This window comes from Pseudomonas sp. PVC-5-1 (assembly GCF_057444345.1).
On record NZ_CM172024.1, the window covers coordinates 1,057,430 to 1,082,770 of the forward strand.

General features: G+C 62.6%; 21 protein-coding genes. 2 read left to right on the top strand and 19 right to left on the bottom strand.

Translation table 11 applies throughout. The features are described from left to right. Positions 1-2: 2 nt before the first annotated feature. From AC2T3R_RS04895 to AC2T3R_RS04930, 8 genes are all read right to left on the bottom strand, one after another. The gene (locus AC2T3R_RS04895; RefSeq protein ID WP_003257941.1) at positions 3-215 is read right to left on the bottom strand and encodes a cold-shock protein; all 213 of its coding nucleotides are present in this window, start codon (positions 213-215) and stop codon (positions 3-5) included. A 356-nt stretch (positions 216-571) separates the two neighbouring features. Then, positions 572-1,693, bottom strand: coding sequence for a glycine cleavage system aminomethyltransferase GcvT (gene gcvT, locus AC2T3R_RS04900; RefSeq protein WP_486744719.1), 1,122 nt, complete (start codon positions 1,691-1,693; stop codon positions 572-574). 27 nt (positions 1,694-1,720) lie between these two features. Further along, the gene (locus AC2T3R_RS04905) at positions 1,721-3,097 is read right to left on the bottom strand and encodes an L-serine ammonia-lyase (protein ID WP_486744720.1); all 1,377 of its coding nucleotides are present in this window, start codon (positions 3,095-3,097) and stop codon (positions 1,721-1,723) included. Positions 3,098-3,250: 153 nt separating this feature from the next. Then, on the bottom strand, positions 3,251-6,106 hold the full coding sequence (gene gcvP, locus AC2T3R_RS04910) for an aminomethyl-transferring glycine dehydrogenase (RefSeq protein WP_041506242.1): 2,856 nt from the start codon (positions 6,104-6,106) through the stop codon (positions 3,251-3,253). A gap of 11 nt (positions 6,107-6,117) precedes the next feature. Then, on the bottom strand, positions 6,118-6,501 hold the full coding sequence (gene gcvH, locus AC2T3R_RS04915; RefSeq protein WP_003257943.1) for a glycine cleavage system protein GcvH: 384 nt from the start codon (positions 6,499-6,501) through the stop codon (positions 6,118-6,120). Between the two features lie 250 nt (positions 6,502-6,751). Then, on the bottom strand, positions 6,752-7,342 hold the full coding sequence (locus AC2T3R_RS04920; protein ID WP_486744721.1) for a histidine phosphatase family protein: 591 nt from the start codon (positions 7,340-7,342) through the stop codon (positions 6,752-6,754). 7 nt (positions 7,343-7,349) lie between these two features. Continuing rightward, positions 7,350-8,393: an SDR family oxidoreductase gene (locus tag AC2T3R_RS04925; RefSeq protein WP_410951368.1), complete on the bottom strand. Its 1,044-nt coding sequence runs from the start codon at positions 8,391-8,393 to the stop codon at positions 7,350-7,352. 3 nt (positions 8,394-8,396) lie between these two features. Beyond that, entirely contained in the window at positions 8,397-8,819 is a 423-nt protein-coding gene (locus AC2T3R_RS04930) for an ester cyclase (RefSeq protein WP_015269083.1), read from the bottom strand. Positions 8,820-8,937: 118 nt separating this feature from the next. On the opposite strand from AC2T3R_RS04930, the gene AC2T3R_RS04935 reads away from it, so the two are divergent. Then, a complete protein-coding gene (locus tag AC2T3R_RS04935; protein WP_023661115.1) occupies positions 8,938-9,840 on the top strand; it encodes a LysR family transcriptional regulator in 903 nt (300 codons plus the stop codon). Between the two features lie 16 nt (positions 9,841-9,856). Here AC2T3R_RS04935 and gltS read toward each other — a convergent pair whose 3' ends face one another. From gltS to arcD (AC2T3R_RS04970), 7 genes are all read right to left on the bottom strand, one after another. Next, positions 9,857-11,053 carry a sodium/glutamate symporter gene (gene gltS, locus AC2T3R_RS04940; RefSeq protein ID WP_015269085.1) on the bottom strand — a complete coding sequence of 399 codons (1,197 nt, stop codon included), beginning with the start codon at positions 11,051-11,053 and terminating at the stop codon, positions 9,857-9,859. Between the two features lie 309 nt (positions 11,054-11,362). Continuing rightward, positions 11,363-12,871 carry a sigma-54-dependent transcriptional regulator gene (locus AC2T3R_RS04945; protein WP_013971110.1) on the bottom strand — a complete coding sequence of 503 codons (1,509 nt, stop codon included), beginning with the start codon at positions 12,869-12,871 and terminating at the stop codon, positions 11,363-11,365. Between the two features lie 168 nt (positions 12,872-13,039). After that, complete coding sequence (locus AC2T3R_RS04950) at positions 13,040-13,408, bottom strand: DUF5064 family protein (RefSeq protein ID WP_013971111.1); 369 nt, start codon at positions 13,406-13,408, stop codon at positions 13,040-13,042. Between the two features lie 55 nt (positions 13,409-13,463). Further along, positions 13,464-14,393 carry a carbamate kinase gene (gene arcC / locus AC2T3R_RS04955; RefSeq protein WP_003257953.1) on the bottom strand — a complete coding sequence of 310 codons (930 nt, stop codon included), beginning with the start codon at positions 14,391-14,393 and terminating at the stop codon, positions 13,464-13,466. Between the two features lie 180 nt (positions 14,394-14,573). Beyond that, positions 14,574-15,584, bottom strand: coding sequence for an ornithine carbamoyltransferase (locus AC2T3R_RS04960; RefSeq protein ID WP_013971112.1), 1,011 nt, complete (start codon positions 15,582-15,584; stop codon positions 14,574-14,576). Between the two features lie 69 nt (positions 15,585-15,653). Then, positions 15,654-16,907 (bottom strand): arginine deiminase, encoded by a 1,254-nt coding sequence (gene arcA / locus AC2T3R_RS04965; protein ID WP_486744722.1) that lies wholly within the window; start codon positions 16,905-16,907, stop codon positions 15,654-15,656. A 33-nt stretch (positions 16,908-16,940) separates the two neighbouring features. Further along, complete coding sequence (gene arcD, locus AC2T3R_RS04970; protein WP_015269087.1) at positions 16,941-18,368, bottom strand: arginine-ornithine antiporter; 1,428 nt, start codon at positions 18,366-18,368, stop codon at positions 16,941-16,943. Between the two features lie 435 nt (positions 18,369-18,803). Between arcD (AC2T3R_RS04970) and arcD (AC2T3R_RS04975) the strand changes: the two genes are divergently transcribed. Further along, entirely contained in the window at positions 18,804-20,231 is a 1,428-nt protein-coding gene (arcD, locus tag AC2T3R_RS04975; protein WP_013971114.1) for an arginine-ornithine antiporter, read from the top strand. Here the strand turns inward: arcD (AC2T3R_RS04975) and AC2T3R_RS04980 are convergent. The 4 genes from AC2T3R_RS04980 to AC2T3R_RS04995 form a co-directional block, all read right to left on the bottom strand. Beyond that, complete coding sequence (locus AC2T3R_RS04980; protein ID WP_013971115.1) at positions 20,211-20,627, bottom strand: YbaN family protein; 417 nt, start codon at positions 20,625-20,627, stop codon at positions 20,211-20,213. The two genes, arcD (AC2T3R_RS04975) and AC2T3R_RS04980, sit on opposite strands and share 21 nt — an antisense overlap. A 56-nt stretch (positions 20,628-20,683) precedes the next feature. After that, positions 20,684-21,277 carry a biliverdin-producing heme oxygenase gene (locus AC2T3R_RS04985; protein ID WP_015269088.1) on the bottom strand — a complete coding sequence of 198 codons (594 nt, stop codon included), beginning with the start codon at positions 21,275-21,277 and terminating at the stop codon, positions 20,684-20,686. A gap of 202 nt (positions 21,278-21,479) precedes the next feature. Further along, positions 21,480-24,083 carry a TonB-dependent receptor gene (locus tag AC2T3R_RS04990; RefSeq protein ID WP_410951366.1) on the bottom strand — a complete coding sequence of 868 codons (2,604 nt, stop codon included), beginning with the start codon at positions 24,081-24,083 and terminating at the stop codon, positions 21,480-21,482. Between the two features lie 267 nt (positions 24,084-24,350). Continuing rightward, complete coding sequence (locus AC2T3R_RS04995; RefSeq protein WP_486744723.1) at positions 24,351-25,313, bottom strand: FecR family protein; 963 nt, start codon at positions 25,311-25,313, stop codon at positions 24,351-24,353. Positions 25,314-25,341: the final 28 nt, after the last annotated feature.

Below are 25,341 nucleotides of genomic sequence, written 5' to 3' on the forward strand. Positions count from 1 at the left end.
GCTTAGCCGGCGACCTGAACTTTGTCAGCCTGCATGCCTTTCTGGCCCTGGACTGCTTCGAAGGTGACCTTCTGGCCTTCTTTCAGGCTCTTGAAGCCGTTACCTTCGATAGCGCGGAAGTGCACGAACAGATCCGGACCGCTTTCTGGGGTGATGAAGCCGTAACCTTTTTCGTCATTGAACCACTTGACGGTACCGTTCTGACGCTCAGCCATTGTCTTATTTCCTATGAAGCTTGAATTTTGATGACAGTTTCTTTTGCAATAAAGGAAGCAAAAGATTACTGGGCTGGGTTGCAGGAAAGTAAGAGACGTCGAACGGGTTGTAGCAGATTGCGGCTACTGGCCCAGGTCACGAACTGTTGCGACCCATGCAAACACAGTGCAGTGACTCTACGCCAACTCCCGAGCGAAAAACAAGCCCTTGGTCGTATGGAAAATCGGCCGTTTGCCGATAACCGACCGATTTGTCGGAAACGGCATGGCGCCTGGCCTGGCGCCATGTTCAAAAGTTATTGGACAGGTTCGAAAACGAATATGTCGAACCTGCCCGCAACCTTCACAAAGCGGCTTCAGCCCCGGTAGTAACGTTGTGCCACGAAAGGCATTTTGCTGACTTTCAAGGCAACCTTCTTGCCACGCACCACGGCAAACAGTGGGGTGTCGATAGCGGTATGTTCACTATCGATATAACCCATTGCTACAGGTGCACCGAGTGTCGGGCCAAAGCCGCCGCTGCACACTTTGCCTACAGGTTTATCGTTTGCATCGACAATATCCGCGCCTTCGCGTACTGGCGTACGTTCCTGCGGCAACAGTCCCACACGTTTGCGTGACACGCCCTCGCGCTGATGGGCGAAGATGGCCTCGGCCCCCGGGAAGCCGGCGGCACGCGCGCCATCGGCACGGCGAACCTTGGAAATGGCCCACAGCAGGCTGGCTTCCACCGGCGTGGTTTCGGTATTCATGTCGTGGCCATACAGGCACAGGCCGGCTTCCAGGCGCAGCGAGTCACGCGCACCCAGGCCGATCGGTTGTACTTCGGGCTCTGCCAGCAGGCGGCGGGCCAGGGCTTCGGCGGCATGCACCGGTACCGAAATTTCGTAGCCATCTTCGCCGGTGTAGCCCGAGCGGCTGACGAAGCAGTCTTCACCCAGCAGTTTCACCGGGCGGAACTGCATGAAGGTCATGCCGGCCACTTCCGGGGCCAGGCGTTCCAGCACCTTGACTGCCGCCGGGCCTTGCAAGGCCAGCAGGGCGCGCTGCTCGAACAGTGGCTGTACCTCGCAACGGCTGCCGATGTGCGCTTGCAGGTGGGCCAGGTCCTGATCCTTGCAGGCGGCGTTGACCACAAGGAACAGCGTGTCGTCGCCCAGGTTGGCAACCATCAGGTCGTCGAGGATGCCGCCTTGCTCATTGGTGAACATGGCATAGCGCTGCATGCCCACCGGCAGGTCGATGATATCCACCGGCACCAGGCTTTCCAGGGCCTTGGCGGCATCGGTGCCGCGCAGGGTGATCTGGCCCATGTGCGAGACATCGAACAGGCCGGCCTGCTCGCGCGTGTGCAGGTGTTCCTTGAGCACGCCCAACGGGTACTGCACCGGCATGTCATAGCCGGCGAACGGCACCATGCGCGCACCCAGTTCCAGGTGCAGGGCGTGCAGTGGGGTCTTGAGCAGTGTTTCGGACATCGGTGACTCCTTGCTGTTGTTGTCGGGTCAACATTCGATGATGTTGACGGCCAGGCCGCCACGGGCGGTCTCTTTGTATTTGCTTTTCATGTCGGCGCCGGTCTGGCGCATGGTGCGGATGACCTTGTCGAGCGACACGTAGTGCTGCCCGTCGCCGCGCAAGGCCATGCGCACCGCGTTGATCGCCTTCACCGAGCCCATGGCGTTGCGCTCGATGCAAGGCACCTGGACCAGCCCGCCAATCGGGTCGCAGGTCAGGCCCAGGTTGTGTTCCATGCCGATTTCGGCAGCGTTTTCCACCTGTTGCACGCTGCCACCCATCACCTCGCACAGCGCCCCGGCGGCCATCGAGCAGGCCACGCCGACCTCGCCCTGGCAGCCTACTTCGGCACCGGAGATGGAGGCGTTTTCCTTGTACAGGATGCCGATGGCCGCGGCGGTGAGCAGAAACCGTACCACCCCGTCCTCGTTGGCTCCCGGTACGAAGCGCATGTAGTAGTGCAGCACCGCCGGGACAATGCCCGCTGCGCCGTTGGTCGGCGCAGTGACCACACGCCCGCCGTAGGCGTTTTCCTCGTTCACTGCCAGGGCATAGAGGTTGACCCAGTCGAGCACCGACAGGGCATCGCGCAGGCTGGCCTCGGGATTGCGGCTCAGTTGGCGGTACAACGCCGGCGCCCGGCGCTTGACCTTGAGCCCGCCCGGCAGGATGCCTTCATGCTGGCAACCGGCTTCGACGCAGTCCTGCATCACCTGCCAGATGCGCAGCAGCCCGGCACGGGTTTCCGCCTCGGGGCGCCAAGCCGCCTCGTTGGCCAGCATTACCTGGCTGACCGACAGGTTTTTCCCGGTGCAATGGCCGAGCAGCTCCTTGGCGGTCTTGAACGGGTAGGTCAGCGGTGTGCTGTCCTCGACGATGCGGTCGTGGCCGGCAGCGTCCTGGTCGACCACGAAACCGCCGCCCACCGAGTAGTACTCGCGGCTGCGGATTTGCAGGCCGGCCTCGTCGAAGGCGCGGAAGATCATGCCGTTGGGGTGGTAGTCCAGCGGCTTGCGGATCATCGCCAGGTGCTGCTTTTCGATGAACGCGATGCTGTGCTCGCCGAGCAGGTTCAGCCGACCGCTGTCGCGGATGGCCTGCAGGCGGGCAGGGATGGTGTCGGTGTCGATGACATCGGGGTGTTCGCCTTCAAGGCCCAGCAGCACGGCCTTGTCGCTGCCGTGGCCCTTGCCGGTGGCGCCGAGCGAGCCGTACAGCTCGGCCTTGACGCTGACCGTGCCGGCAAGCAGGCCATCACGGCGCAGCCCTTCGGCGAAGCGCGCGGCGGCGCGCATCGGGCCGACCGTGTGCGAGCTGGAGGGGCCGATGCCGATCTTGAACAGGTCGAAGACGCTCAAAGACATGGTGGACCTCCAGCCAGGAATATTGGGCAAACGGTGAACTCTGTGGGAGCGGGCGTGCCCGCGAATGCGTCGTTGAAGCCAACATCGCATTCGCGGGCACGCCCGCTCCCACAGCGGACCACACCTTGAGTCAGGTGGCGGGCCCGAGGGCTATCAGGCGTCCTGATAGCTCTCGATCGACGGGCAGGCGCACACCAGGTTGCGGTCGCCGAACACGTTGTCGACCCGACCGACCGGCGGCCAGTACTTGCCTTCCACCAGGCTTGGCAGCGGGTACACCGCCTGCTCGCGGCTGTAGCCATGGGCCCATTCGCCAACCAGCTCGGCCGCAGTGTGCGGGGCGTTCTTCAGCGGGTTGTCGTCCTTGTCCAGGCTACCGTTCTCGACCGCGCGAATTTCTTCGCGGATCTGGATCATCGCGTCGCAGAAGCGGTCCAGTTCTTCCTTGGACTCGCTTTCGGTCGGTTCGATCATCAGCGTGCCCGCCACCGGGAAGGACATGGTCGGGGCGTGGAAGCCGAAGTCGATCAGGCGCTTGGCCACGTCGTCGACGCTGATGCCGCTGGTGTCCTTCAGCGGGCGCAGGTCGAGGATGCACTCGTGGGCCACCAGGCCATTGCCGCCGGTATACAGAACAGGATAGTGCTCTTCCAGGCGACGGGCGATGTAGTTGGCGTTGAGGATCGCCATCTGCGAGGCACGCTTGAGACCGGCACCGCCCATCATGCGGATATACATCCAGGTGATCGGCAGGATGCTGGCGCTGCCGAACGGCGCGGCACAAACCGCGCCCTCGGTGTTTTCCAGCTGCGCGTGGCCGGGCAGGAACGGCGCCAGGTGCGACTTGACACCGATCGGGCCGACGCCCGGGCCGCCACCGCCGTGCGGGATGCAGAAGGTCTTGTGCAGGTTCAGGTGGGAAACGTCGCCGCCGAACTTGCCCGGGGCGCACAGGCCGACCATGGCGTTCATGTTGGCGCCGTCGATGTACACCTGGCCACCGTTGTCGTGGATGATCGCGCAGATTTCGCCGATCGCTTCCTCGAATACGCCGTGGGTCGACGGGTAGGTGATCATGATCGCGGCCAGGCGCTCGCGGTGCTCGATGGCCTTGGCGCGCAGGTCCTCGACATCGACGTTGCCGCGGGCATCACAGGCGGTGACCACCACGCGCATGCCGGCCATGTGCGCGGTTGCCGGGTTGGTGCCGTGGGCCGACGACGGGATCAGGCAGATGTCGCGGTGGCCTTCGCCACGGCTGCGGTGGTAGGCGCGGATGGCCAGCAGGCCTGCGTACTCGCCCTGGGAACCGGCGTTGGGCTGCAGCGACACGGCGTCGTAGCCGGTGGCGGCGCAGAGCATGGCTTCCAGCTCGGTGGTCATCTGCAGGTAGCCCTGGCTCTGCTCGGCCGGGGCGAACGGGTGCAGGTTGCCGAACTCGGCCCAGGTGACCGGGATCATTTCGCTGGCGGCGTTCAGCTTCATGGTGCACGAGCCCAGCGGGATCATGCTGCGATCCAGCGCCAGGTCCTTGTCGGCAAGGCGGCGCAGGTAGCGCATCAGCTCGGTTTCGCTGTGGTAGCGGTTGAATACCGGGTGCGAGAGGATGGCCGACTGGCGCAGCAGGGCGGCAGGCAGCAGCGAGCCGGTGCTGGCGGCAAGCGCGTTGAAGTCCGGCTGGGCCTGGTCGCCACCGATCAGTTGCCACAGGCTCTCGACATCGGCCTGGCTAGTGGTTTCGTCCAGCGACAGGCCCACGTGGGCAGCGTCGATCTGGCGCAGGTTGATGCCCTGGGCGCGGGCCTTGTCATGCAGGCTGGCAGTGGCGCTGCCGGTGGCCAGGGTCAGGGTGTCGAAGGCGCTGGCGCCCACTACCTGCACGCCCAGCGTCTTCAGGCCGGCGGCCAGGATCGCGGTCAGGGCATGGGTACGTTCGGCGATGCGCTTGAGGCCGGCCGGGCCGTGGTACACGGCGAACATGCTGGCGATGTTGGCCAGCAGCACCTGGGCGGTGCAGATGTTGCTGGTGGCCTTTTCGCGGCGGATGTGCTGTTCGCGGGTCTGCATGGCCAGGCGCAGGGCGGTCTTGCCGAAGCGGTCGATCGACACGCCGACCAGGCGGCCTGGCATGTCGCGCTTGAATGCGTCACGGGTGGAGAAGTAGGCCGCGTGCGGGCCACCAAAGCCCAGCGGCACACCGAAGCGCTGGGCGCTGCCGATGGCCACGTCGGCGCCAAACTCGCCCGGTGGGGTCAGCAGGGTCAGGGCCAGCAGGTCGGCGGCCACGGCGACCAGGGCGTTGGCGGCGTGGAAGCGCTCGACCACTTCGCGGTAGTCGAACACTTCACCGTTGCTGGCCGGGTATTGCAGCAGGGCGCCGAAGAAGGCGCTGACATCGCCCAGCTCGCGTTCGTCGCCGACCACTATCTCGATACCCAGCGGCTCGGCACGGGTGCGCAGCACGTCGAGGGTTTGCGGGTGGCAGTGCACGGAGGCGAAGAAGGCGTGGCTGGCCTTGTTCTTCGACAGGCGCTTGCAGAAGGTCATGGCCTCGGCCGCAGCGGTGGCTTCGTCGAGCAGGGAGGCGTTGGCGATCGGCAGGCCGGTCAGGTCGCTGATCAGGGTCTGGAAGTTCAGCAGCGCTTCCAGGCGGCCCTGGGAAATTTCTGGCTGGTACGGGGTATAGGCGGTGTACCAGGCCGGGTTTTCCAGCAGGTTGCGCAGGATCGGCGCCGGAGTGTGGGTGTTGTAGTAGCCCTGGCCGATGTAGCTCTTGAACAGCTGGTTCTTGCCGGCGATGGCCTTGAGCGCGGCAAGGGCGTCGGCTTCGCTTTGGCCGTCGTGCGAGCCGAGCACGCTGGTGCCTTTGATGCTGTCGGGAATGACGGCGGCGGTCATGGCTTCCAGCGAGTCGAAGCCGAGGGCGGCCAGCATGGCTTGCTCGTCAGCGGCGCGCGGGCCGATGTGGCGGGCGATGAATTCGTTGGCGGTGCCGAGGTTGATAGTCATGGCGGGGTTCCTCAGGCGTCGTCGTTGGCTTTGATCAGGCGGTCGTAGGCGTCCTGGTCGAGCAGGGCGGCCACGGCGCTGGCATCGGCGGGAATGAAGCGGAAGAACCAGCCTTCGCCCATCGGGTCTTCGTTGACCAGTTCCGGGCTGTCTTCGAGTTGGTCGTTGATCTGGACCACTTCGCCGGTCAGGGGCATGTACACACCGCTGGCGGCCTTGACCGACTCGACGGTGGACGCTTCGCTGCCTTTCTCATACTGCTGCAACTCTGGCAGTTGCACGAAAACCACATCGCCAAGGGCATTCTGGGCGTAGGCGGTGATGCCCACGGTAACGCTGCCATCGGCTTCGACGCGCAGCCATTCGTGATCTTCAGTGAAACGCAACTCGCTCATGGGGAATCCTCGGGAAGCAGGGCGTTAGGCGCGGTGGCTCCGCGCTCTTGGGGTTGGGATTCCCTTAGCAAAAATGCGGCCAATCGTTAAAAAACGTTATAAATCAATATGTTAATTATTTTACGTATTCAGTTTGTCATACTTGTGGAATGAAAACGCTACAGCGGGAGGGGGATGAAAAAGGGTTTGGGGATCAAACCCTTGCACTGCCGTATCTGAATGGGTGTGTATCGATTTGAATACGGTGTATTTAAATCGATACGGTGTTGCCTGCGGGGTGCCAGTCTTTGCGGCTAAAAACATCCGCGCTCCAATAACGGCTGCCGTTCTGGTGTTGGCGAGTCCAGCCCTTTGCAATGAGCTCCTTGGCAATCATCCGGTTCATGAAACCGTGACCTAGCAGCAGTACCGGCCCTTCGCTTGCAAGTGATAACAGCCGTTGTGCTGCCATGCTGGCGCGAAGCCTGGCACCGCTGACCGTTTCGACATTGCGCGAGTAACCACACAACCACAGGAGGCGAAGGATGAATGCCCAGGTAAACGGTGAAAGTCGAGGCAACTTCCATTGGCCATACGGCAGGTGCGCTTCACAAAAAAGCGCATCGACGTGGCTGGGCTCAAGACCGAGCGCCTGCAGCGAGCTCAATGCACGTGGCGCTGTGCTCGAGACAATCACCCTCGCCGTTGTGGCGAGCTGCCGGCTGGCGGCCGGGACGGGCTGGTCGGTAATTTCGGCGCGGTTGTAGCCTTCGATCCAGTCCTTCATATCCAGCGCTGACACTTTGTTGCTTGTAACCAGTGCGGGCTGGCCGTGGCGCATCAAGATTATTTCCGCGGTCATGGTGTAACTACTTCCTTGTCCTGGTGGGCGCGCCCTGTTGTTCAAACCAGCCGTGATCACGATACCACGCCACGGTATCGGCGATTGTCAGCTCCAGCGCCCGAAAGCTCAGGCCAAGCGCGTGCTCGCTTTTGCTGTGGTTGAAACGCGTACGATCCTTTTCGCGTACCAGCAGGCGCAGCGTGGCCAAGCTCAGCAGGATGGGCTGGCCGGTGAGCCGTGAATACATTTCCTGCACTGCGGCCAGGCAGAACAACAACGGCAACGGTAAATGCCGTGCTGGCGTTCGTACGCCTGCCAGACGGCCCACTATTGGTATCAGTTCAGCCATGGTCATATGGCGCCCGGCGGCCAGGTAGCGTTCGCCACTTCGTCCTTGCGTGGCTGCTGCAATGTGCGCCAAAGCCACATCGCGGGCATCGACCACCGAGAAACTGCCCGGGATCAAGCCAGGCAGTTTGCCGTGCACGACATCGTTGACCAGTTGCCCGGACGACGTAGGGCCGATGTCGCCAGGGCCCCACATCCAGCCGGGGAGCACCATGCAGGCGTGCATGTCGGGGCAGGCATCGAGAAACTCAGTCACGACGCGGTCGGCGAGGATCTTGCTGCGGTAGTAGTCATCTGCATCTGCTTCGGCCCGCAGGCATGTCTCATCGATCGACGTGCCTGGTGCCCCGTCGAGCACTGCAATGGACGAGGTATGGATAAACCGCCGGATGCCGGCCAGGTAGGCCTGTTCCAACAGGCGGCGGGTACCGGTCACATTGATCTGCTCGAGTGCTTGCCAATGGCTGCCGCCTTTGTAGTTGTCACGAAAGAACGCCGCAGTATGGAACACCGTGTCGCAGCCGCGCAGCGACGCCGCGAAAGCGTCGACATCGGCCATGTCGCCTTCGACCAGCTCCACTTCGGGCACATCACCGAACTGCTGTTCCCCCTTTGCTCTTGACCGCACCAGCCCTTTGACCGTGTAGCCATGAGCGACCAGTTCACGGACCAGGTTGTTGCCCAGCAAGCCGGTTGCTCCGGTAACGAACACATTGCGCATGGCTCAACCCTCGCTCTGTTCGGCAGATGGCTTCAACATGGCACTGTCGAAAAACACCGCTTCACGGATGGCCAGGCCATTTCTGAAGGTGAAGTGCGCCGCATAGTGCACGCAAATCCGACGCCCATGGGCCGGAACGATCACGCCTGCTGGCAGCAGCAGCGGGGCAGTGAAGGTGCCGGTCAGGACGGCGGTCATTGCCAGCCGATCGTCCGAGACCATGAATGGGGTCAGGGCCACCTGGGCATCAGGGAGTGCGCTGAACAGCGCCATCTCCCGCGCGCGCATGGCTTCGCGCCCGGTTTGGGTCGTCATGCCGTCCAGGTACACGAAGTCTTCGTCGACCAGTGCCAGCAGCCCTTGCACATCACGCTGGTTAAAGGCATTGGCGGCGCGTTGGGCATAGTCCTTGGGGCTAGTCATCATGCAATCCATTCCATTTGTTCAGAGGGGCCCAAGGTATACTCCCGCGCTTGCTGTCGAAAAACAGCGCCTACTGCATAGTGGGTTTGCGAATTTGCAGACCAGGGAGAGGCCAGCACATATGGCATTGCAGGAAAACTGGGACGATCTTCGGCTGCTATTGGCCGTATCGCGGCGTGGCAGCTTTCTTCGCGCTGGCGAGTTGCTGGGTATTGCACCATCGACCGTTTCGCGTCGCCTGACCCAGCTTGAGGCTGCATTGGGCGAGCCGCTCGTCGAGCGGGGCGTAGAGGGATGCAGGCTGACCTCGCGCGGTCAATCGCTGGTCGAAGTGGCCCAGGCAGCAGAAGCTGGGCTACGGCGCCAGACGCCTGCTGGCGCAGCCGAGCTGCCTTGCGAACTCTCTGGCACTGTGCAGGTGAGCGCAGGGGAAGGCTTCTCGACTTGCGTACTGGAGGCGGCCAATCGCTTCACCGGACTACACCCGGGTTGCTCGGTGGAGTTGACCGTGACCGCCGACTTCCACAAGATCGTCCGGGGTGTGGCGGACATTGCCGTGCGCACGGCCCACCTGGGTGAGCCCTCACTGATTTATCGGCCGATAGGCCGGCTTGGCTATGGTGTGTTCGCCGCTGCTGGTTACCTGCACCGTTTTCCGGGGGTTACCCCTGCGACGGCGGTCAATATCGGCCTGCTTCCGCCGCTGGACGTGTTGCCGCAAGTACGTGCGGCAAAGGCGGGGGGGCTGGAACGTGCGCCGATCCGCGTGACCTCGTTCAGCGCACAGCTCGAATCGGTGAGACGAGGCATGGGGGTGGCGGTACTGCCCCGGATTCTGGCCAAGGATTTGATCGAGTTGTTCGTCGACCTTCCCCTTCCAGATTTGGAGGTCTACATGGTGACCCGGCCACAGGCATTGAAGCAGCCTCACATAAAGTGCTTTTTCTCGATCCTGGAGGAAATGCTGCACCAGGCCCTGTCTACGGATTCTGGGCAGGACCTGGCGCAGCAACATACCGGCTGAGCGTACAGCGTCTGGCTCAAAAGAACGGCAACGCCAGATACAGCTTGATGACGATGACATTGATGATGTCGATGAAGAACGCCCCCACCATTGGCACCACCAGGAAGGCAATGCGCGAGGCTCCGTAGCGCTGGGTCACCGCTTGCATGTTGGCGATTGCCGTTGGCGTTGCACCCAGGCCGAAACCACAGTGCCCGGCAGCCAGTACCGCTGCATCATAGTTGCGGCCCATGACCCGGAACGTGACGAATATCGCGAACAGTGCCATGACCAATGTCTGTGCGGCGAGCAATGCAAAGAATGGTAATGCCAGCGCTGAAAGGTCCCACAACTTGAGCGACATCAAGGCAATGGCCAGGAATAACGACAAACTCACATTGCCCAATACCGAGACTTCCCGTTCGAAGACTTGATAAAAGCCGAGCGCCGAAAGGCCGTTTCGCAACACCACGCCCACAAACAACACGCAAACGAACGTTGGCAGTTCAAACGCAGTGCCTTTCAGCATACCGTTAAGTAACGAGCCTGCGAGCAAACTGACAGCGATCAGCGCCAATGTTTCGATAAATGAAAACGGCGTGATCAAGCGTTCTTTGTCTGGTTGTTCGAAACCCTTGGGCAGTTGTGGTGCTGGTTCTTCGATACCAGGTGTCGTTACCCGTCTGATCAGCAACCGGGCGACCGGGCCACCAATAAGGCCACCCAGTACCAGGCCGAAGGTAGCTGATGCCATTGCCAGTTCGGAGGCCGACGCCAGACCGAACTTTTCGGTGAAAGTGGCCCCCCACGCGGCGCCTGTACCGTGACCGCCGGACAATGTAATAGAGCCGGCCAGCAGGCCCATCAGCGGGTCGAGGCCCAGTGCCGTTGCCAGGCCGATGCCCATGGCGTTCTGGACCAGCAGCAAGCCGGTTACCACCAGCAGGAACACGGTAACCACGCGGCCACCTTTTTTCAGGCTGGCGAAGTCTGCACTCAAACCGATGGTGGCGAAGAATGCCAGCATCAGAGGAGTTTGCAGTGAAGTATCGAATTGCACGTGGATATCGAAACTGCGCAACGCCAGGAACGCCAAGGCCACTACCAGGCCGCCAGCGACAGGTTCCGGAATATTGTAAGTGCGCAGGAAACCAATACGCGCGACCAGGCCGCGCCCCAATAACAGTACCAAAGAGGCGGCTACAAGCGTCCCGTAAAAATCGAGTTCAAACATCAGGTGCTCTCGTTATATCCAGTAGCGGACCACTTCCCGCTATGGGGCGGACAAGTGGAGTGACAGGTGGGAATAGACTGTCACCATTCTACGAGGCATCCGTGGGAGAGTATCTTTCACTGGCGTAGGAAAAGCCTGAATAACAACCGGATTATTACAATAACTATCAGGGGCCGCTTTGCGGCCCATCGCAGGCAAGCCAGCTCCCACAGGTATCGCGCAGATTTCAGGACGTGTGCGGATACCTGTGGGAGCTGGCTTGCCTGCGATGGGCTGCGTAGCAGCCCCGTTGACGCTATCTGACAGGTATCAGGCTTTGCCCGGTATTCCATATTTGCGCAGGCGCTGCGCAATGGCGGTATGTGAAGTTTGCAAGCGCCCGGCCAGTTGCCGCGTCGATGGGTAGCTGGCGTACAGGCGTTGCAGCAGTTCGCGCTCGAAATCGCCCACGGCCTGCTCCAGGCTGGCCACTTCGCCGTCCTGACCACGGGCCACCGAGGTGCCGGCGATGTCCAGGTCACCAATATCCACCAGGTTGCCCTCGCAGATGGCTGCGGCGCGGAATATCACGTTCTGCAGCTGGCGCACATTGCCCGGCCAAGGGTTGGCCAGTAGTGCCGAATGGGTAGCCGGGGTCAGCCTGCAGGGTGGACGCTGGATCTGCGTGCAGGCCTGCTGCATGAAGAAATGCGCCAGCATCAGGATGTCCTGGCCACGGTCGCGCAGCGGTGGCACTTGCAGATTGAGCACGTTCAGGCGGTAGAACAGGTCTTCGCGGAAGCTGCCTTCGGCGACCATGCGCTCCAGGTCGCGGTGGGTGGCGCTGATGATGCGTACATCCACCTTCACTTCGCGGTCACCACCCACCCGGCGGAAGCTGCCATCGCTGAGAAAGCGCAGCAGCTTGGCCTGCAGGTATGGCGACATCTCGCCGATTTCATCGAGGAACACCGTGCCCTGGTTGGCCAGCTCCATCAACCCGGGCTTGCCGCCCCGTTGCGCACCGGTGAAGGCCCCGGGGGCGTAGCCGAACAGTTCGCTTTCGGCCAGGCTCTCGGGCAGCGCGGCACAGTTCAGGGCCAGGAATGGCGCCGCGTGGCGGCTGCTGATGGCGTGGCAGGCGCGGGCTACCAGTTCTTTGCCGGTGCCGGTTTCGCCATGCACCAGCAGCGGTGCATCGAGCGCCGCCACGCGCAGGGCGCGGGCCTTGAGGGTGCGGATGGCCGGTGACTCGCCGAGCAAGGCATCGAAGCCTTCGGCATGGTCGTGGTGCAGGGCCGACAGGCGTTCGCCCATGCGCGTAGGCGGGTACAGCGTCAGCAGGCCACCGGCGTTGGTGATCGGCATGGCGTCCAGCAACAGGCTCTGGCCGTTGAGCTGCATCTCGCGCATGGGCAGGTGGAAGTTGTTGTCCAGCAGGGCCTGCAGCAGCGCCGGGTCGCCGAACAGCTCACCCACCGAGCGCCCGGCCGATTCGCGGCCGCACAGTTCGATCAGCGCCGGGTTGGCCAGCAGCACCTTGCCGGCACTGTCCACGGCCAGCACCGGGTCGCTCATCGCCGCCAGCAGGGCATCGAGCTGCAGGTGCCGGCGTTGGCCAGGGAGGATGTCGACCACGTCCACCGATTGCACGCCATGTACCTCGAAAAGCGCGTCGTGCAGTTCTTCGAGTACGGCGGGGCTGAGGGTAGGGGCGTCGATGTAGACGTTCGGCGGGACCATCTCCACGGCGTCCAGGTTGAGGTTGCGGGCACCGAGCAGGGCGAGGACTTCCTGGGTGATGCCGACGCGGTCGATGAAGCTGACGTGGATGCGCATGGGGAGGGTGCGGTTGTGGCTGGGGGAGGGCGGTAGTATGCCTCAACATTGTCGGGGCCGCTTTGCGGCCCATCGCGACACAAGGCTGCTCCTACAGGTACAGCGCCACACCCTGTAGGAGCGGCCTTGTGTCGCGATGGGCTGCAAAGCAGCCCCCGGATCCTGAAATCACTCCAGATGTTCAGGCTTGATCGGGTCGCCCGATTTCACATCCAGCTTTTCGCGAATGTCCGCGAACATATGGTCATAAAGCTTGTGCGGCGAACTCAGGCTCTCGAATTTCTTCGGTGGCTTCAGGTACGACTGCGCCCTTCGGCTCAACTGCATGAGGAAGCTGGGCAATACCTGGTCCTTGGCCAGGAAGAACTTTTCTTCCACTGGCTTGCCTTCGATGCTGCCATGCATCTTGAACTGGATGCCTCTACCTTCCTTGGGGTCCGACACTGCCTCGTATTCGATGTTCAGGTCATAGCTGTGGTCATTCTGGTTCAGCGCGGTGCGCTCGATGTGTACATGACCGGGTTGGTACTGGGCCATGGCAAGCTCCTTTGGAAGGTCGAAAATGGCGGACGCTGGCGCCCGCCTACTGCATTCAACGGTAGCTGATCCCCGGCTTCGCGGTGGAAACGCGCGTGCCGGCGGTGCCTTTGACGATGTCTTCGATGTTCTCCAGCGAACTGATCACTGCCACTTTGCCGGTGTTGCGGGCAAAGTCGCAGGCGGCCTGCACCTTCGGCCCCATGGAGCCGGCGGCGAAGCCAAGGCGTTCGAGTTCGTCGGGGTGGGCCTGGGCAATGGCCTTTTGTGTGGGCTTGCCCCAGTCAACATAGGCCGCATCGACGTCGGTGGCAATGATCAGTAGGTCGGCGTCCAGCTGCTCTGCCAGCAGGGCCGAGCACAGGTCCTTGTCGATCACCGCCTCGATGCCCTTGAGCTTGCGGTTCTCATCGTACATGGTGGGGATGCCGCCGCCGCCGGCGCAAATCACGATGCTGCTCTTTTCCAGCAGCCACTTGATCGGGCGGATCTCGAAGATGCGTTTGGGTTTCGGGCTGGCCACCACTCGGCGGTACTTGTCGCCGTCGGCCTTGACCACCCAACCCTTTTCCTTGGCCAGGCGCTCGGCCTCTTCCTTGCCATAGACCGGGCCGATGAACTTGGTCGGGTCCTTGAAGGCGGGGTCGTTGGCGTCCACTTCGACCTGGGTCAGCAGGGTGGCGAACGGCACTTCGAAGGCCAGCAAGTTGCCCAGTTCCTGTTCGATCATGTAGCCGATCATGCCCTCGGTCTCGGCCCCCAGCACGTCCAGCGGGTAGGCCTCGTCGGGCTTGTAGGACAGGCCCTGCAGCGATAGCAGGCCAACTTGCGGGCCGTTGCCGTGGGCGATGACAAGCTCGTTGCCTGGGTGGATCTTGGCGATCTGTTCGGTGGCGGTGCGAATATTGGCGCGCTGGTTGTCAGCGGTCATGGGCTCGCCGCGACGCAGCAGGGCGTTGCCGCCCAATGCAACAACGATACGCATGGGGAATGTCCTTTAACGAAAAGAATGAGCTGCCGCTGCACGGAGGCTGCCGGGTTCCCTGTGGGAGCGGGCGTGCCCGCGAAGAGGCCAGGCCAGACACCATCATTGGTGCGGCTGACGCATTCGCGGGCATGCCCGCTCCCACAAGTACAGAGCAATCCTCCGGTAGGCGGGTATGGCTTACAGGTCAGCCAGTGTCGACACCAGGATCGCCTTGATCGTGTGCATGCGGTTTTCCGCCTGCTCGAAGGCGATGCAGGCCGGCGACTCGAAGACGTCGTCGGTCACTTCGATACCGTTGGCCAGGTCCGGGTACTGTTCGGCGATCTGTTTGCCTACCTTGGTTTCGGAGTTGTGGAACGCCGGCAGGCAGTGCATGAACTTGGTCCGCGGGTTGCCGGTGGACTTCATCAGCTGTGCATTCACCTGATACGGCTTGAGCAGCTTGATACGCTCACCCCAGGCTTCGATCGGCTCACCCATCGATACCCACACGTCGGTGTGCACGAAGTCCACACCCTTGACCGCGGCAACCGGGTCTTCGGTGAGGGTGATGCGTGCGCCGCTTTCCTCGGCGTACTTGTGGCAACGTTCGACCAGGTCGTCATGCGGCCACAGCGCCTTGGGCGCGGCGATGCGTACGTCCATGCCAAGCTTGGCGCCGATCAGCAGCAGCGAGTTGCCCATGTTGTTGCGGGCGTCGCCCAGGTAGGCGTAGCTGATGTCGTGCAGGGGCTTGTCGCTGTGCTCACGCATGGTCAGCACGTCGGCGATCATCTGGGTTGGGTGGTATTCGTCGGTCAGGCCGTTGAACACCGGAACGCCGGCGAACTTGGCCAGCTCTTCGACGATTTCCTGCTTGAAGCCCCGGTACTCGATGGCGTCGTACATGCGCCCGAGCACGCGGGCGGTGTCCTTCATGCTTTCCTTGTGGCCGATCTGCGAGGAGGTCGGGTCGATGTAGGTGACATTGGCGCCCTGGTCATAGGCGGCCACTTCGAAGGCGCAGCGGGTGCGGGTAGAGGTTTTTTCGAAGATCAGCGCGATGTTGTTGCCTTTCAGGTGCTGCTGCTCGGTGCCGGTGTACTTGGCACGCTTGAGGTCGCGGGAAAGGTCCAGCAGGTAGCGCAGCTCACGGGTGGTGTGGTGTTCCAGGCTGAGCAGGTTGCGGTTGTGAATATTGAACGCCATGACTTTTCTCCTTGAGTTTGGTGAACGCACCGGCCGCCGCTTTATGAGGGCGGCCGGGGGTAATGGTCGTTAGTAGTCGATCTGGTCGCGCACGATCGGGCAGGTCATGCAGTGGCCGCCGCCCCGGCCCCGGCCCAGTTCGCCGGCACTGATGGTGATGACCTCGATCCCGGCCTTGCGCAGCAGGGTATTGGTGTAGGTATTGCGGTCGTAGCCAATGACCACGCCCGGCTCGATGGCCACCACGTTGTTGCCGTCATCCCACTGTTCGCGCTCGGCGGCAAAGCTGTTGCCACCGGTTTCGACCACGCGCAGCTTGACCCCAAGCTGCTCGCCCACCACCTCGATGAACGACTTGTTCTCGCGGCGCACGTCCATGCCGTAAGGCTTGCTTTCGTCCGGGCGGATGATGAACGGCACGATCTCTTTCACCACTTCCGGGAAGACCGTGACCAGGTCGCGGTCGCAGAAGCTGAACACGGTGTCCAGGTGCATGGCAGCACGGGATTTCGGCAGGCCGGCGACGATGACTTTTTCCACCGCGCCCTTGGCGAACAGGTTTTGCGCCAACTGGCCGATGGCCTGGCGCGAGGTCCGCTCGCCCATGCCGATCAGCACGATGCCTTTGCCGATCGGCATCACGTCACCACCCTCGAGGGTGGCGTTGCCGTGGTCCTTGTCCGGGTCGCCGTACCACACCTGGAAGTCGGCGCCGGTGAACTCTTTGTGGAACTTGTAGATGGCGGTGGTCAACAGGGTTTCCTGGCGGCGCGCCGGCCAGTACATCGGGTTGAGCGTGACACCGCCATAGATCCAGCAGGTGGTGTCGCGGGTGAACTGGGTGTTGGGCAACGGTGGCAGGATGAAGCTGGAGTGGCCCAGGTAGTCGTTGTACATCTTGACCACGCTGGCGCCTTCGCTTTCCGGCAAGTCCTGGCCTGCCACGCCGCCGATCAGGAACTCGGCCAGATGGCGTGGCTCGAGGCCTTCGAGCCAGCTTCTCACTTCGTTGGTCAGGCCGACGCCGACAGTGTCGGAGGTGATCTTGCGATCGAGGATCCACTTCAGTGCTTCGGGTTGCTGGACGATGTCGGTCAGCAGGTTGTGCATCTCCAGCACATCCACGCCACGCTCGCGCATCTTGGTGACAAAGTCGAAATGGTCACGCTTGGCCTGGTCGACCCAGATCACGTCGTCGAACAGCAGCTCGTCACAGTTGCTCGGCGTCAGGCGCTTGTGCGCCAGGCCCGGCGAGCAAACCATCACTTTGCGCAGTTTGCCGGCTTCGGAGTGGACACCGTACTTCTGTTTTTCAGCGGACATGATTTCATTCCTCCAGTTGAACGAAGACGTGGGTCAAAGGGTCAGGAAGCCGTCGTACAGGCCAAAGGCTGCCACCAGGGCACCGATGACCACGGCTGCGAAGATCAGTTTTTCCACGTTGGTGAAGACAGGTTGGCCAACCTCACGCTTGGCCTTGGCGAACAGGATTGCGCCAGGTGCGTAGAGCAGGGCCGAGAGCAGCAGGTATTTCACGCCACCGGCGTACAGCAGCCAGACGGCGTACAACAGGGCGATACCACCGATCACCAGGTCCTTCTGCCGTTCGGCCAGGGCCTGCTCGTAGGTTTCGCTACGCAGAGCCAGCAGGAAGGCATAGGCGGCCGACCACAGGTAGGGCACCAGGATCATCGAGGTGGCCAGGTAGATCAGCGACAGGTAGGTACTGCTGGAGAACAGCGTGATCACCAGGAAGATCTGCACCATGGCGTTGGTCAGCCACAGGGCGTTGGCCGGTACCTGGTTGGCGTTCTCGCGGCGCAGGAACTCCGGCATGGTATGGTCCTTGGCGGCGGCGAACATGATCTCGGCGCACAGCAGCACCCACGACAGCAGGGCCCCGAGCAGCGAGATGATCAGGCCGACGCTGATCAGTACCGCGCCCCAGTGGCCGACCACATGCTCCAGTACGGCAGCCATCGACGGGTTCTGCAGCTTGGCCAGTTCTGGTTGGGTCATGATGCCCAGCGACAGCACGTTGACCAGCACCAGGAACAGCAGCACGGTGACGAAGCCGATGACCGTGGCCTTGCCCACGTCAGAGCGTTTTTCCGCCCGCGACGAGAAGATGCTCGCACCCTCGATGCCGATGAACACCCACACGGTGACCAGCATCATGTTGCGCACCTGGTTCATCACGCTGCCCAGCTCTGGCGTACCTACCGCCCAGATGTCGGCGGTGAAGATGTCGAGCTTGAAGGCGAACAGGCAGATCAGGGCGAACAGCAGCAGCGGCACCACCTTGGCCACGGTGGTGATCAGGTTGATGAATGCTGCTTCCTTGATGCCGCGCAGCACCAGGAAATGTACGGCCCACAGCAGCACTGATGCGCCGATGATGGCGGCCGGGGTGTTGCCTTCGCCGAAGATCGGGAAGAAGTAGCCCAGGGTACTGAACAGCAGCACGAAGTAGCCGACGTTGCCCAGCCAGGCACTGATCCAGTAGCCCCAGGCCGAGGAGAAGCCCATGTAGTCGCCAAAACCGGCCTTGGCGTAGGCATACACCCCGCCATCCAGGTCAGGCTTGCGGTTGGCCAGGGTCTGGAACACGAACGCCAGGGTCAGCATGCCGACCGCGGTGATCGCCCAGCCGATCAGTACAGCGCCAACCCCTGCGCTGGCAGCCATGTTTTGCGGCAGCGAGAAGATCCCGCCACCAATCATCGAACCGACGACAAGTGCAACTAACGCGCCGAGCTTTAGTTTTCCGGATGAATCAGACATTTAACAACTCCTGCCAGGAGAAAGTTGACGACAGAGTAAATCCGACGCCGCTGCCATTCGCTGACTTGGGTCAGTTCATGGCGACGTGAAGTAGGAAAATTCCTTCACGAAGCTCCTGGAGAGTGCCGACAACTTATGCCGCAGGCCCTGCATGCTGGCACCTCCATGTCCATCTAGAGCAAACGCTCTGTTCAGCCTGCGATGCTTGACGCTAGCCGTTTTTGCCGCTTTCGCAAATTTTTCACAAGAATTTCGAGTTTTATCGGATTCTTTTCTAGTTGCTCCGGAGCTGCTAGGTTTTACTCAAAAGCTGGCATAGACAAAGCAGTTATTAGTGCTATAGCTTCATTGGTCAGGATCATTATAAGTAGCAACACTTATATGGACCGCATGGCTGTTTCAAGCCCATGACAGTGCGCAAAAAAAGGAAGGCTCATGAGCGAACCGGGACAGAAGCTGCGCCTGGGCGCGCTGATCGCATTGGTGGTCGGCTCGATGATTGGAGGCGGGATCTTCTCGTTGCCGCAGAACATGGCGGCGCGTGCCGATGTGGGGGCTGTGCTGATCGGTTGGGGTATCACCGCAGTCGGCATGTTGGCCCTGGCTTTCGTATTCCAGACCCTGGCCAATCGCAAGCCGGAGCTGGACTCGGGAGTGTACGCCTACGCCAAGGCCGGCTTTGGCGAGTACATGGGTTTTTCCTCGGCCTGGGGCTACTGGATCAGTGCCTGGCTGGGCAACGTCGGCTACTTCGTGCTGCTGTTCAGCACTCTGGGTTTCTACTTCCCGGTATTCGGCGAGGGCAACACACCAATCGCCATCGGCTGCGCTTCGCTGCTGCTCTGGGCGGTGCATTTCCTGGTGCTGCGCGGCATCAAGGAAGCGGCGTTCATCAACCAGGTGACCACCGTGGCCAAGGTGGTACCGTTGCTGATTTTCGTGGTGATCGCGGCGTTCGCCTTCCGCGCCGATATCTTCACACGTGACATCTGGGGCCTGAGCAACCCGCAGTTCGGCAGCGTGCTGGAGCAGGTGCGCAACATGATGCTGGTCACCGTGTTCGTGTTCATTGGTATCGAGGGCGCCAGCGTGTATTCCGGGCGCGCCCAGCGCCGCTCGGATGTGGGCAAGGCCACGGTGATCGGTTTCCTGGGAGTGCTGGCGCTGCTGGTGCTGGTCAACGTGCTGTCGCTGGGGGTGATGACCCAGCCTCAACTGGCCGGGCTGCAGAACCCGTCACTGGCTTCGGTGCTGGAGCATATCGTCGGGCCGTGGGGTGCCTTGCTGATCAGTATCGGCCTGGCGGTTTCGCTGCTTGGCGCGCTGCTGTCGTGGGCGTTGCTGTGTGCCGAGATCCTCTACGCCACGGCGCGGGACAAGACCATGCCGCGTTTCCTGGCCAAGGAAAACGCCAACCATGTACCGGCCAACGCCCTGTGGCTGACCAACTGCATGATCCAGGGCTTCCTGCTGATCACGCTGTTTTCCGCCGGTACCTATACCAGCCTGATCTACCTGGCCTCGTCGATGATTCTTGTGCCCTACCTGTGGTCGGCGGCCTACGCCGTGCTGTTGGCGGTACGTGCAGAAACCTACGACGAGCAGCCGGCCCTGCGCCGCAAGGACCTGCTGGTGGCGCTGGTTGCCCTGGTATATGCCGTGTGGCTGTTGTACGCCGGCGGGCTGAAGTACCTGCTGCTGTCGGCGCTGCTGTACGCCCCGGGCGTGATCCTGTTCGCCAGGGCCAAGCATGAGCAGGGTAAAACCTTGTTCACCACTTGGGAAAAGCTGATTTTCGCTGCCGTGCTGGCAGGTGCCGCGCTGGCGGCCTATGCCCTGTACTCAGGGCTGCTGAGCTTGTGACGGGGCAGGGCAGGGGGCGTGCTCGGGGCGGGACCAGATCCACAGGTTGCCCAGGGTCATGCCGGCAATGGCCAGGAACACCGGCCAGCGGTGTTCCAGGAACGTCAGCATCAGGCCCGCGCACAGCAGCATGCTGAGGGTCGCGCTGACCTTGGCCCGGCGCTGGATCACCTTGCCATTGCGCCAGTTGTGCAGGATCGGCCCGAACAACCGGTGGTTTTCCAGCCAGGCAGACAGGCGCGGCGAACTGCGTGTGGCCGCCCAGGCAGCCAGCAGGATGAATTCGGTGGTCGGCAGGCCGGGAATGACGATCGCGACCAGGCCCACGCCCAGGCTCACGTAAGCCAAGGTCGCATACAGCAGGCGGGCGAGTTTCGAACGGGCGGGTCGGGTCATGGTCTCACTGCATGGAAGCGGTTCGGCCACCGGTAGGGTGGCCGGGGTACGGCGTGTCAAACCAGCGCGGCATCTGCAGCATAGGCATGCTTGAGCAGCTTGGTGAAGCGCTCGAAGGCAGCAACTGCGCCGCGTTCGGCAGCGGCTTCCTCTTCGGCCGACAGGGCCAGGCCATCAAGAATGCGGGTGAACTGTTTCCAGCCTTCGGCACGGCCACCGGCCGGTTCGCCCAGGTGTCGGGCACCGAAAGTTTCGGACAGTTCCAGGGCCACGGCACGCTTGATCAGAAACGCAGCGCCCAGTTTGGAGCCTTCGGAGACGAAGATCCAGCCCATTGCCTCGCCCAGGCTCGGGTTGCGCAGGGCGCCCGGCACGGCTGGTGGTACTTCGGTGTCGAGGTCGGCGAGGTCCAGGCGGGCCTGTTCGGCACGGCAGCGCTCGGCCAGGTCGGGGATGATGGCGATCAGTTGCGGGTCGTTGTACAGGGCCTGCAGCTCGGCCTGGAACAGGTACTGGGCGACCACGAAGCGGGCGAAGCTTTCGCGGCTGTCGAAGGGCGCGTGGGCTTTGACCAGGGCATCCAGTTCGGCGTGGGGGGCGTGGGTGATCTGGTTGAGGCGCTGGGAGCGCAGGGCTGGGCGGTCGGTCATGGGGCAGTCCTTGGAAAAGGGGGCGTCTAGAGACAAGACGAAACAGCGGGGGCGGGACAGTAAAAAAATCGGGATTTCGTGTTGCCTGTACTGGCCTCTTCGCGGGCATGCCCGCTCCCACAGGACCATCGCAGGCCCAAGGCTTGCGCAGTATCTGTGGGAGCGGGCGAGCCCGCGAATAGGCCGGTACAGACGCAAGGGGTCAGATATCCCAAACCACATTGATGCCGAAGTTGCGCCCCGGCATGGTCAGGCGGTCGATGTTGGCCGGCTGAGTCACGGCCGCTTCACCCTGGCCGTCGTAGCTGCGTACCGAATCCCACTGCCAGTACTTCTTGTCGGTGAGGTTGTACAGGCCGGCGTTGATGGTCACGTCGTCGGTGACCTTGTAGTAACCGGTCAGGTCCAGCACCCCGTAGCCCGGGGTGCGGAACTTGGAGCTCGAGCCGTCGGGCGAGTAGAAGGTGCTGTCGTCGACGCGGGTCTTGCGCTTGACCAATGTCCAGCTCAGCAGGCCGCCGTAGTGTTGTTGTTCGTAACCCAGGCCGAACACGCCCTTGAGCGGGTTGACGCTGTTCAGTGGCTCGCCGGTGTCATCGTTGCGGCCATAGGTGTAGGCGATCGAGCCCTGGGTATACAGGCCCTGCGGCGCACCGAAGTGGTCCAGGTTCAGGCGGCCCTTGACCTCGGTACCCTTGATGGTGGCGTGCTTGATGTTGTTGGCCTTGAAGGTCTGCTCCAGGTTGGCGCTTTGTACGGCATCTTCGTCGATGAAGTCGCGGTACTTGTTGTAGAACACCGCCACGTCGAAATTACCGGCGTCGAAGTTGCCACGCAGACCGGTTTCATAGCTTTTGCTCTTTTCGGGTTCGAGACCCGGGTTGCCTTCGACGCGGTAGCCTTGCTCGATGTTCTCAAACTTCCCGTACATGGATTTGGCAGTCGGGGTGCGGAAACCTTCGGCGTACTGGCCATACCAGGTGTAGTTGTCGTTGAAGGCGTAGGTCAGGCCGAATTTGGGCGAGACGCGGTGCCACTTCTTGTCCGAGTCGTCCTGGGAGGTTGGTGCGGTACCGCTGGACTCCAGGCCACGCAGGAATTCCTCGGTGAACCTGGGCTCCATGCGCGTGTAGTCGTAACGAGCACCAGGCATGAAGGTCCAGTTGTTCCAGCGGATTTCATCCTGCACGAACAGGCTGTAGGTGTTCACCGTCGGGTCCGGGAAGTCGCTGACCAGGGCCTGGCCGTCTGCCGGGCGCTCGGCGCCAGCGGCAGAACAGCCTGAACCAACGGCCAGGCAGGTACCGGTGCCGCTGCGGGAACCGGTGACCTTCTCGTGCTTGAGGGTGGTGCCGTACGTCAACAGGTGGTCGGTGGCGCCGAGGCTGAAGGCCTTGTCCAGCTGGGCGTCGAATACCCACTGGCGGTCCTTGTACAGGGTGTCTCGGGTACGCAGTACCTGACGGCCAGGCGGTGCGTAGACTTCCTCGGTGTGCTGGTCGGTCTTGGCGATCTGGTAGTTCAGGCTCCACTTCACATGGTCGGCGACCAGCGAATCCAGGCCGAACTCATGGTTGATGCCAAAGCGTTCGCGGGTGATGGTGTCGTTGCCATTGCGCGCCTTGTAGTACCCCGAGGCACCAAAGCCAGGAATGAAAGGCCCGCCCACCGCACTGAGGATGTTCTGGTCGCGGTCATCCTTGTAGCGCTCGTAGGTGAAGCCCAAGCGCGCTTCGTCGGCGTAGTTCCAGCCCAGCTTGGCCAGCACGTTTGTGGTGCGCACGTCCATCGGGTTGGCTTCGGTACGCGCCAGGCCGTCACCGCTGTGGCCGCCGTGGGTCTCGGTTTCGTGACCGTTGCGCTGGCTCAGGTGCAACAGGCCGTCGAAGTCGCCCTGGCGGCCGGCGACGGTGGCGGAGGTCAGCCAGCTTTCGTCGGCCGAGCTGTAGCCGGTTTTCAGGCGGGCACCGGCGTCCTTGCCAGGCTTGATGATGTCGTCCGGGTCGAGGGTGAAGTAGCTCACCGCCCCGCCGATGGCGTTGCTGCCATACAGCACCGAGGCCGGGCCGCGGAGGATTTCCACACGCTTGACGATCTCCGGGTCAACGTAGTTGCGCTGGGTCTGGGCGTAGGGGCCGAAGAAGAAGCTGTCGGGGATCGACACGCCGTCCACCTGGGTGAGGATGCGCTCGCCATCGATACCACGGATGTTGTAGCCGTTCAGGCCGCTGCGCTGGCCGGTGCCGGCTACCGACACACCTGGTTCGTAGCGCACCAGGTCCTGGATGTTGTTCACGTTCTGCCGGTCCAGTTGCTCGCGGGTCTGCACGCTGACGGTGCTCGGCACCTGGCTGACGTCCTGGGCGCTGCGGGTGGCGCTGACGGTCACCTGCTGCAGGGCAATCACATTGGCGCTGGCCTGGCGTTCGAGCACCACATTGCCGTTGCTGATCTTGCGAAAGCCCAGGCCGGTGCCGTGCAGCAGGCGCTTGAGCGCGGCTTCCGGTGGTAGCGAACCCTGCACCCCTGGCGATGCCACGCCGTCGGCCAGTTCGGCGCTGAAGCCGACCTGCCAGCCGGTGACCTGGCTGAAAGCATTTATGGCCGAAACCAGCGGCTGCTGGCCGATGCTGAAGCGGTAGTCGCCCATGCGCGGGCTGCTGGCCTGTGCCGGTTCGGCGGCCAGTGCCGGCAGGCTGATGGCGCCGCTGGCGAGCAGGGCGAGGTTCAGTAGGGAAAGGCTCAGGAGGGACAGTTGCCCTCCATGGCGAGGAAGGGTGGAGGGGCGGGTAGGACCTGTGGACATCGGAAGCGCTCCCTGACGCGCGGACTGTTATAGGTGATGGCTGTCCTCGTTTTCAAACGAGAATCAGTTGCATTGGCTATAACGAGACGGGCGGGGTAGCGTGACTGCGTAAAAAAAGTTGGATTGCGGTTTGGCGGTCTGTATCGCGATTTCTGTGGGAGCGGGCATGCCCGCGAAACAGGCACTGCGGTGGATGGCACGGGCGTTGCCCGTGTTCGCGGGCACGCCCGCTCCCACAGGGACCGTGTCGGGTTTCAGATTTGCGGATCAGTTCAGGATAACCAGCGCCGGGTACTCATGCAGCTGTGCCGAGGTGATGTGGGCCAGCGCACGCAGGGTTTCCAGCGGTTGGTCGAGGCGGTAGTTGCCGGTGACCGCCATGTCTTCCAGCTGCGCATTGCGGTTGATGATCCAGCCCGGGTAGTAGCGCTGCACCTCGGCCAGCACCTGGCTCAGCGGGCAGTTCTCGAACACCAGGCGGCCGTCGACCCAGGCCAGGTCCTTGTGCATGTCGGGGCGCTGGCGCTTGCCGAATCCCTGGGGGCCGACGCTGATGCTGTCGCCGGCGCTCAGGCGGATGCGCTGGTCGCGGGCCCCCTGCAGGTCGACATCGCCGCGCTGCACCCGCACCTGTGCCTCGCCGTCGAGGTAGCGCACGGCAAAGTCGGTGTCGCGCACCTGCGCGCGCAATGGCCCGGCCTGCACTTCCAGTGGCAGCAGCGCGCCCTCGGGGACCTGAAAATAGGCCTCACCCTGCAATAGGCGGGCGACCTGGCGACCATCACGCTGCTCGCTGGCAAATGCCGAATTGGTGTTGAGCAGCACTTTCGCCCCATCTTCCAGCTGCAGGCGCTGGCGTTCTCCCACCACTGTCAGGTGGTCGGCCTGCAGGCGCATGGGCAGGTTGCCGAGGGTGAACAGCCCGATCAGCAGCAGCGCTGCCGTGGCCAGGGGTTTCCAGTGGCTGCGCAGGCGCCCGCGCCACGAGCGGCGCTGTTGCTTATGCATCTGTACGGCCACCTGGTGCAGCGGTGCGCCGTTCCACAATGCTTCTGCCTCGACATAGGCCTCGGCATTTTCCGGCGCTGCGCTCAGCCAGGCTTCGAAGGCCTGGGTGTCCTCGGCGTCGGCGCATTGCAGGCGTACCAGCCAGTCCAGCGCCTCGTCCATGGCACGAGCACGGGCGCTGGGCCCGGCGGGTGACGGGCGAGGGGCAGGGCTGTCGGTCACGGTGAATCCTTGAATGGTTTTTTTCGAA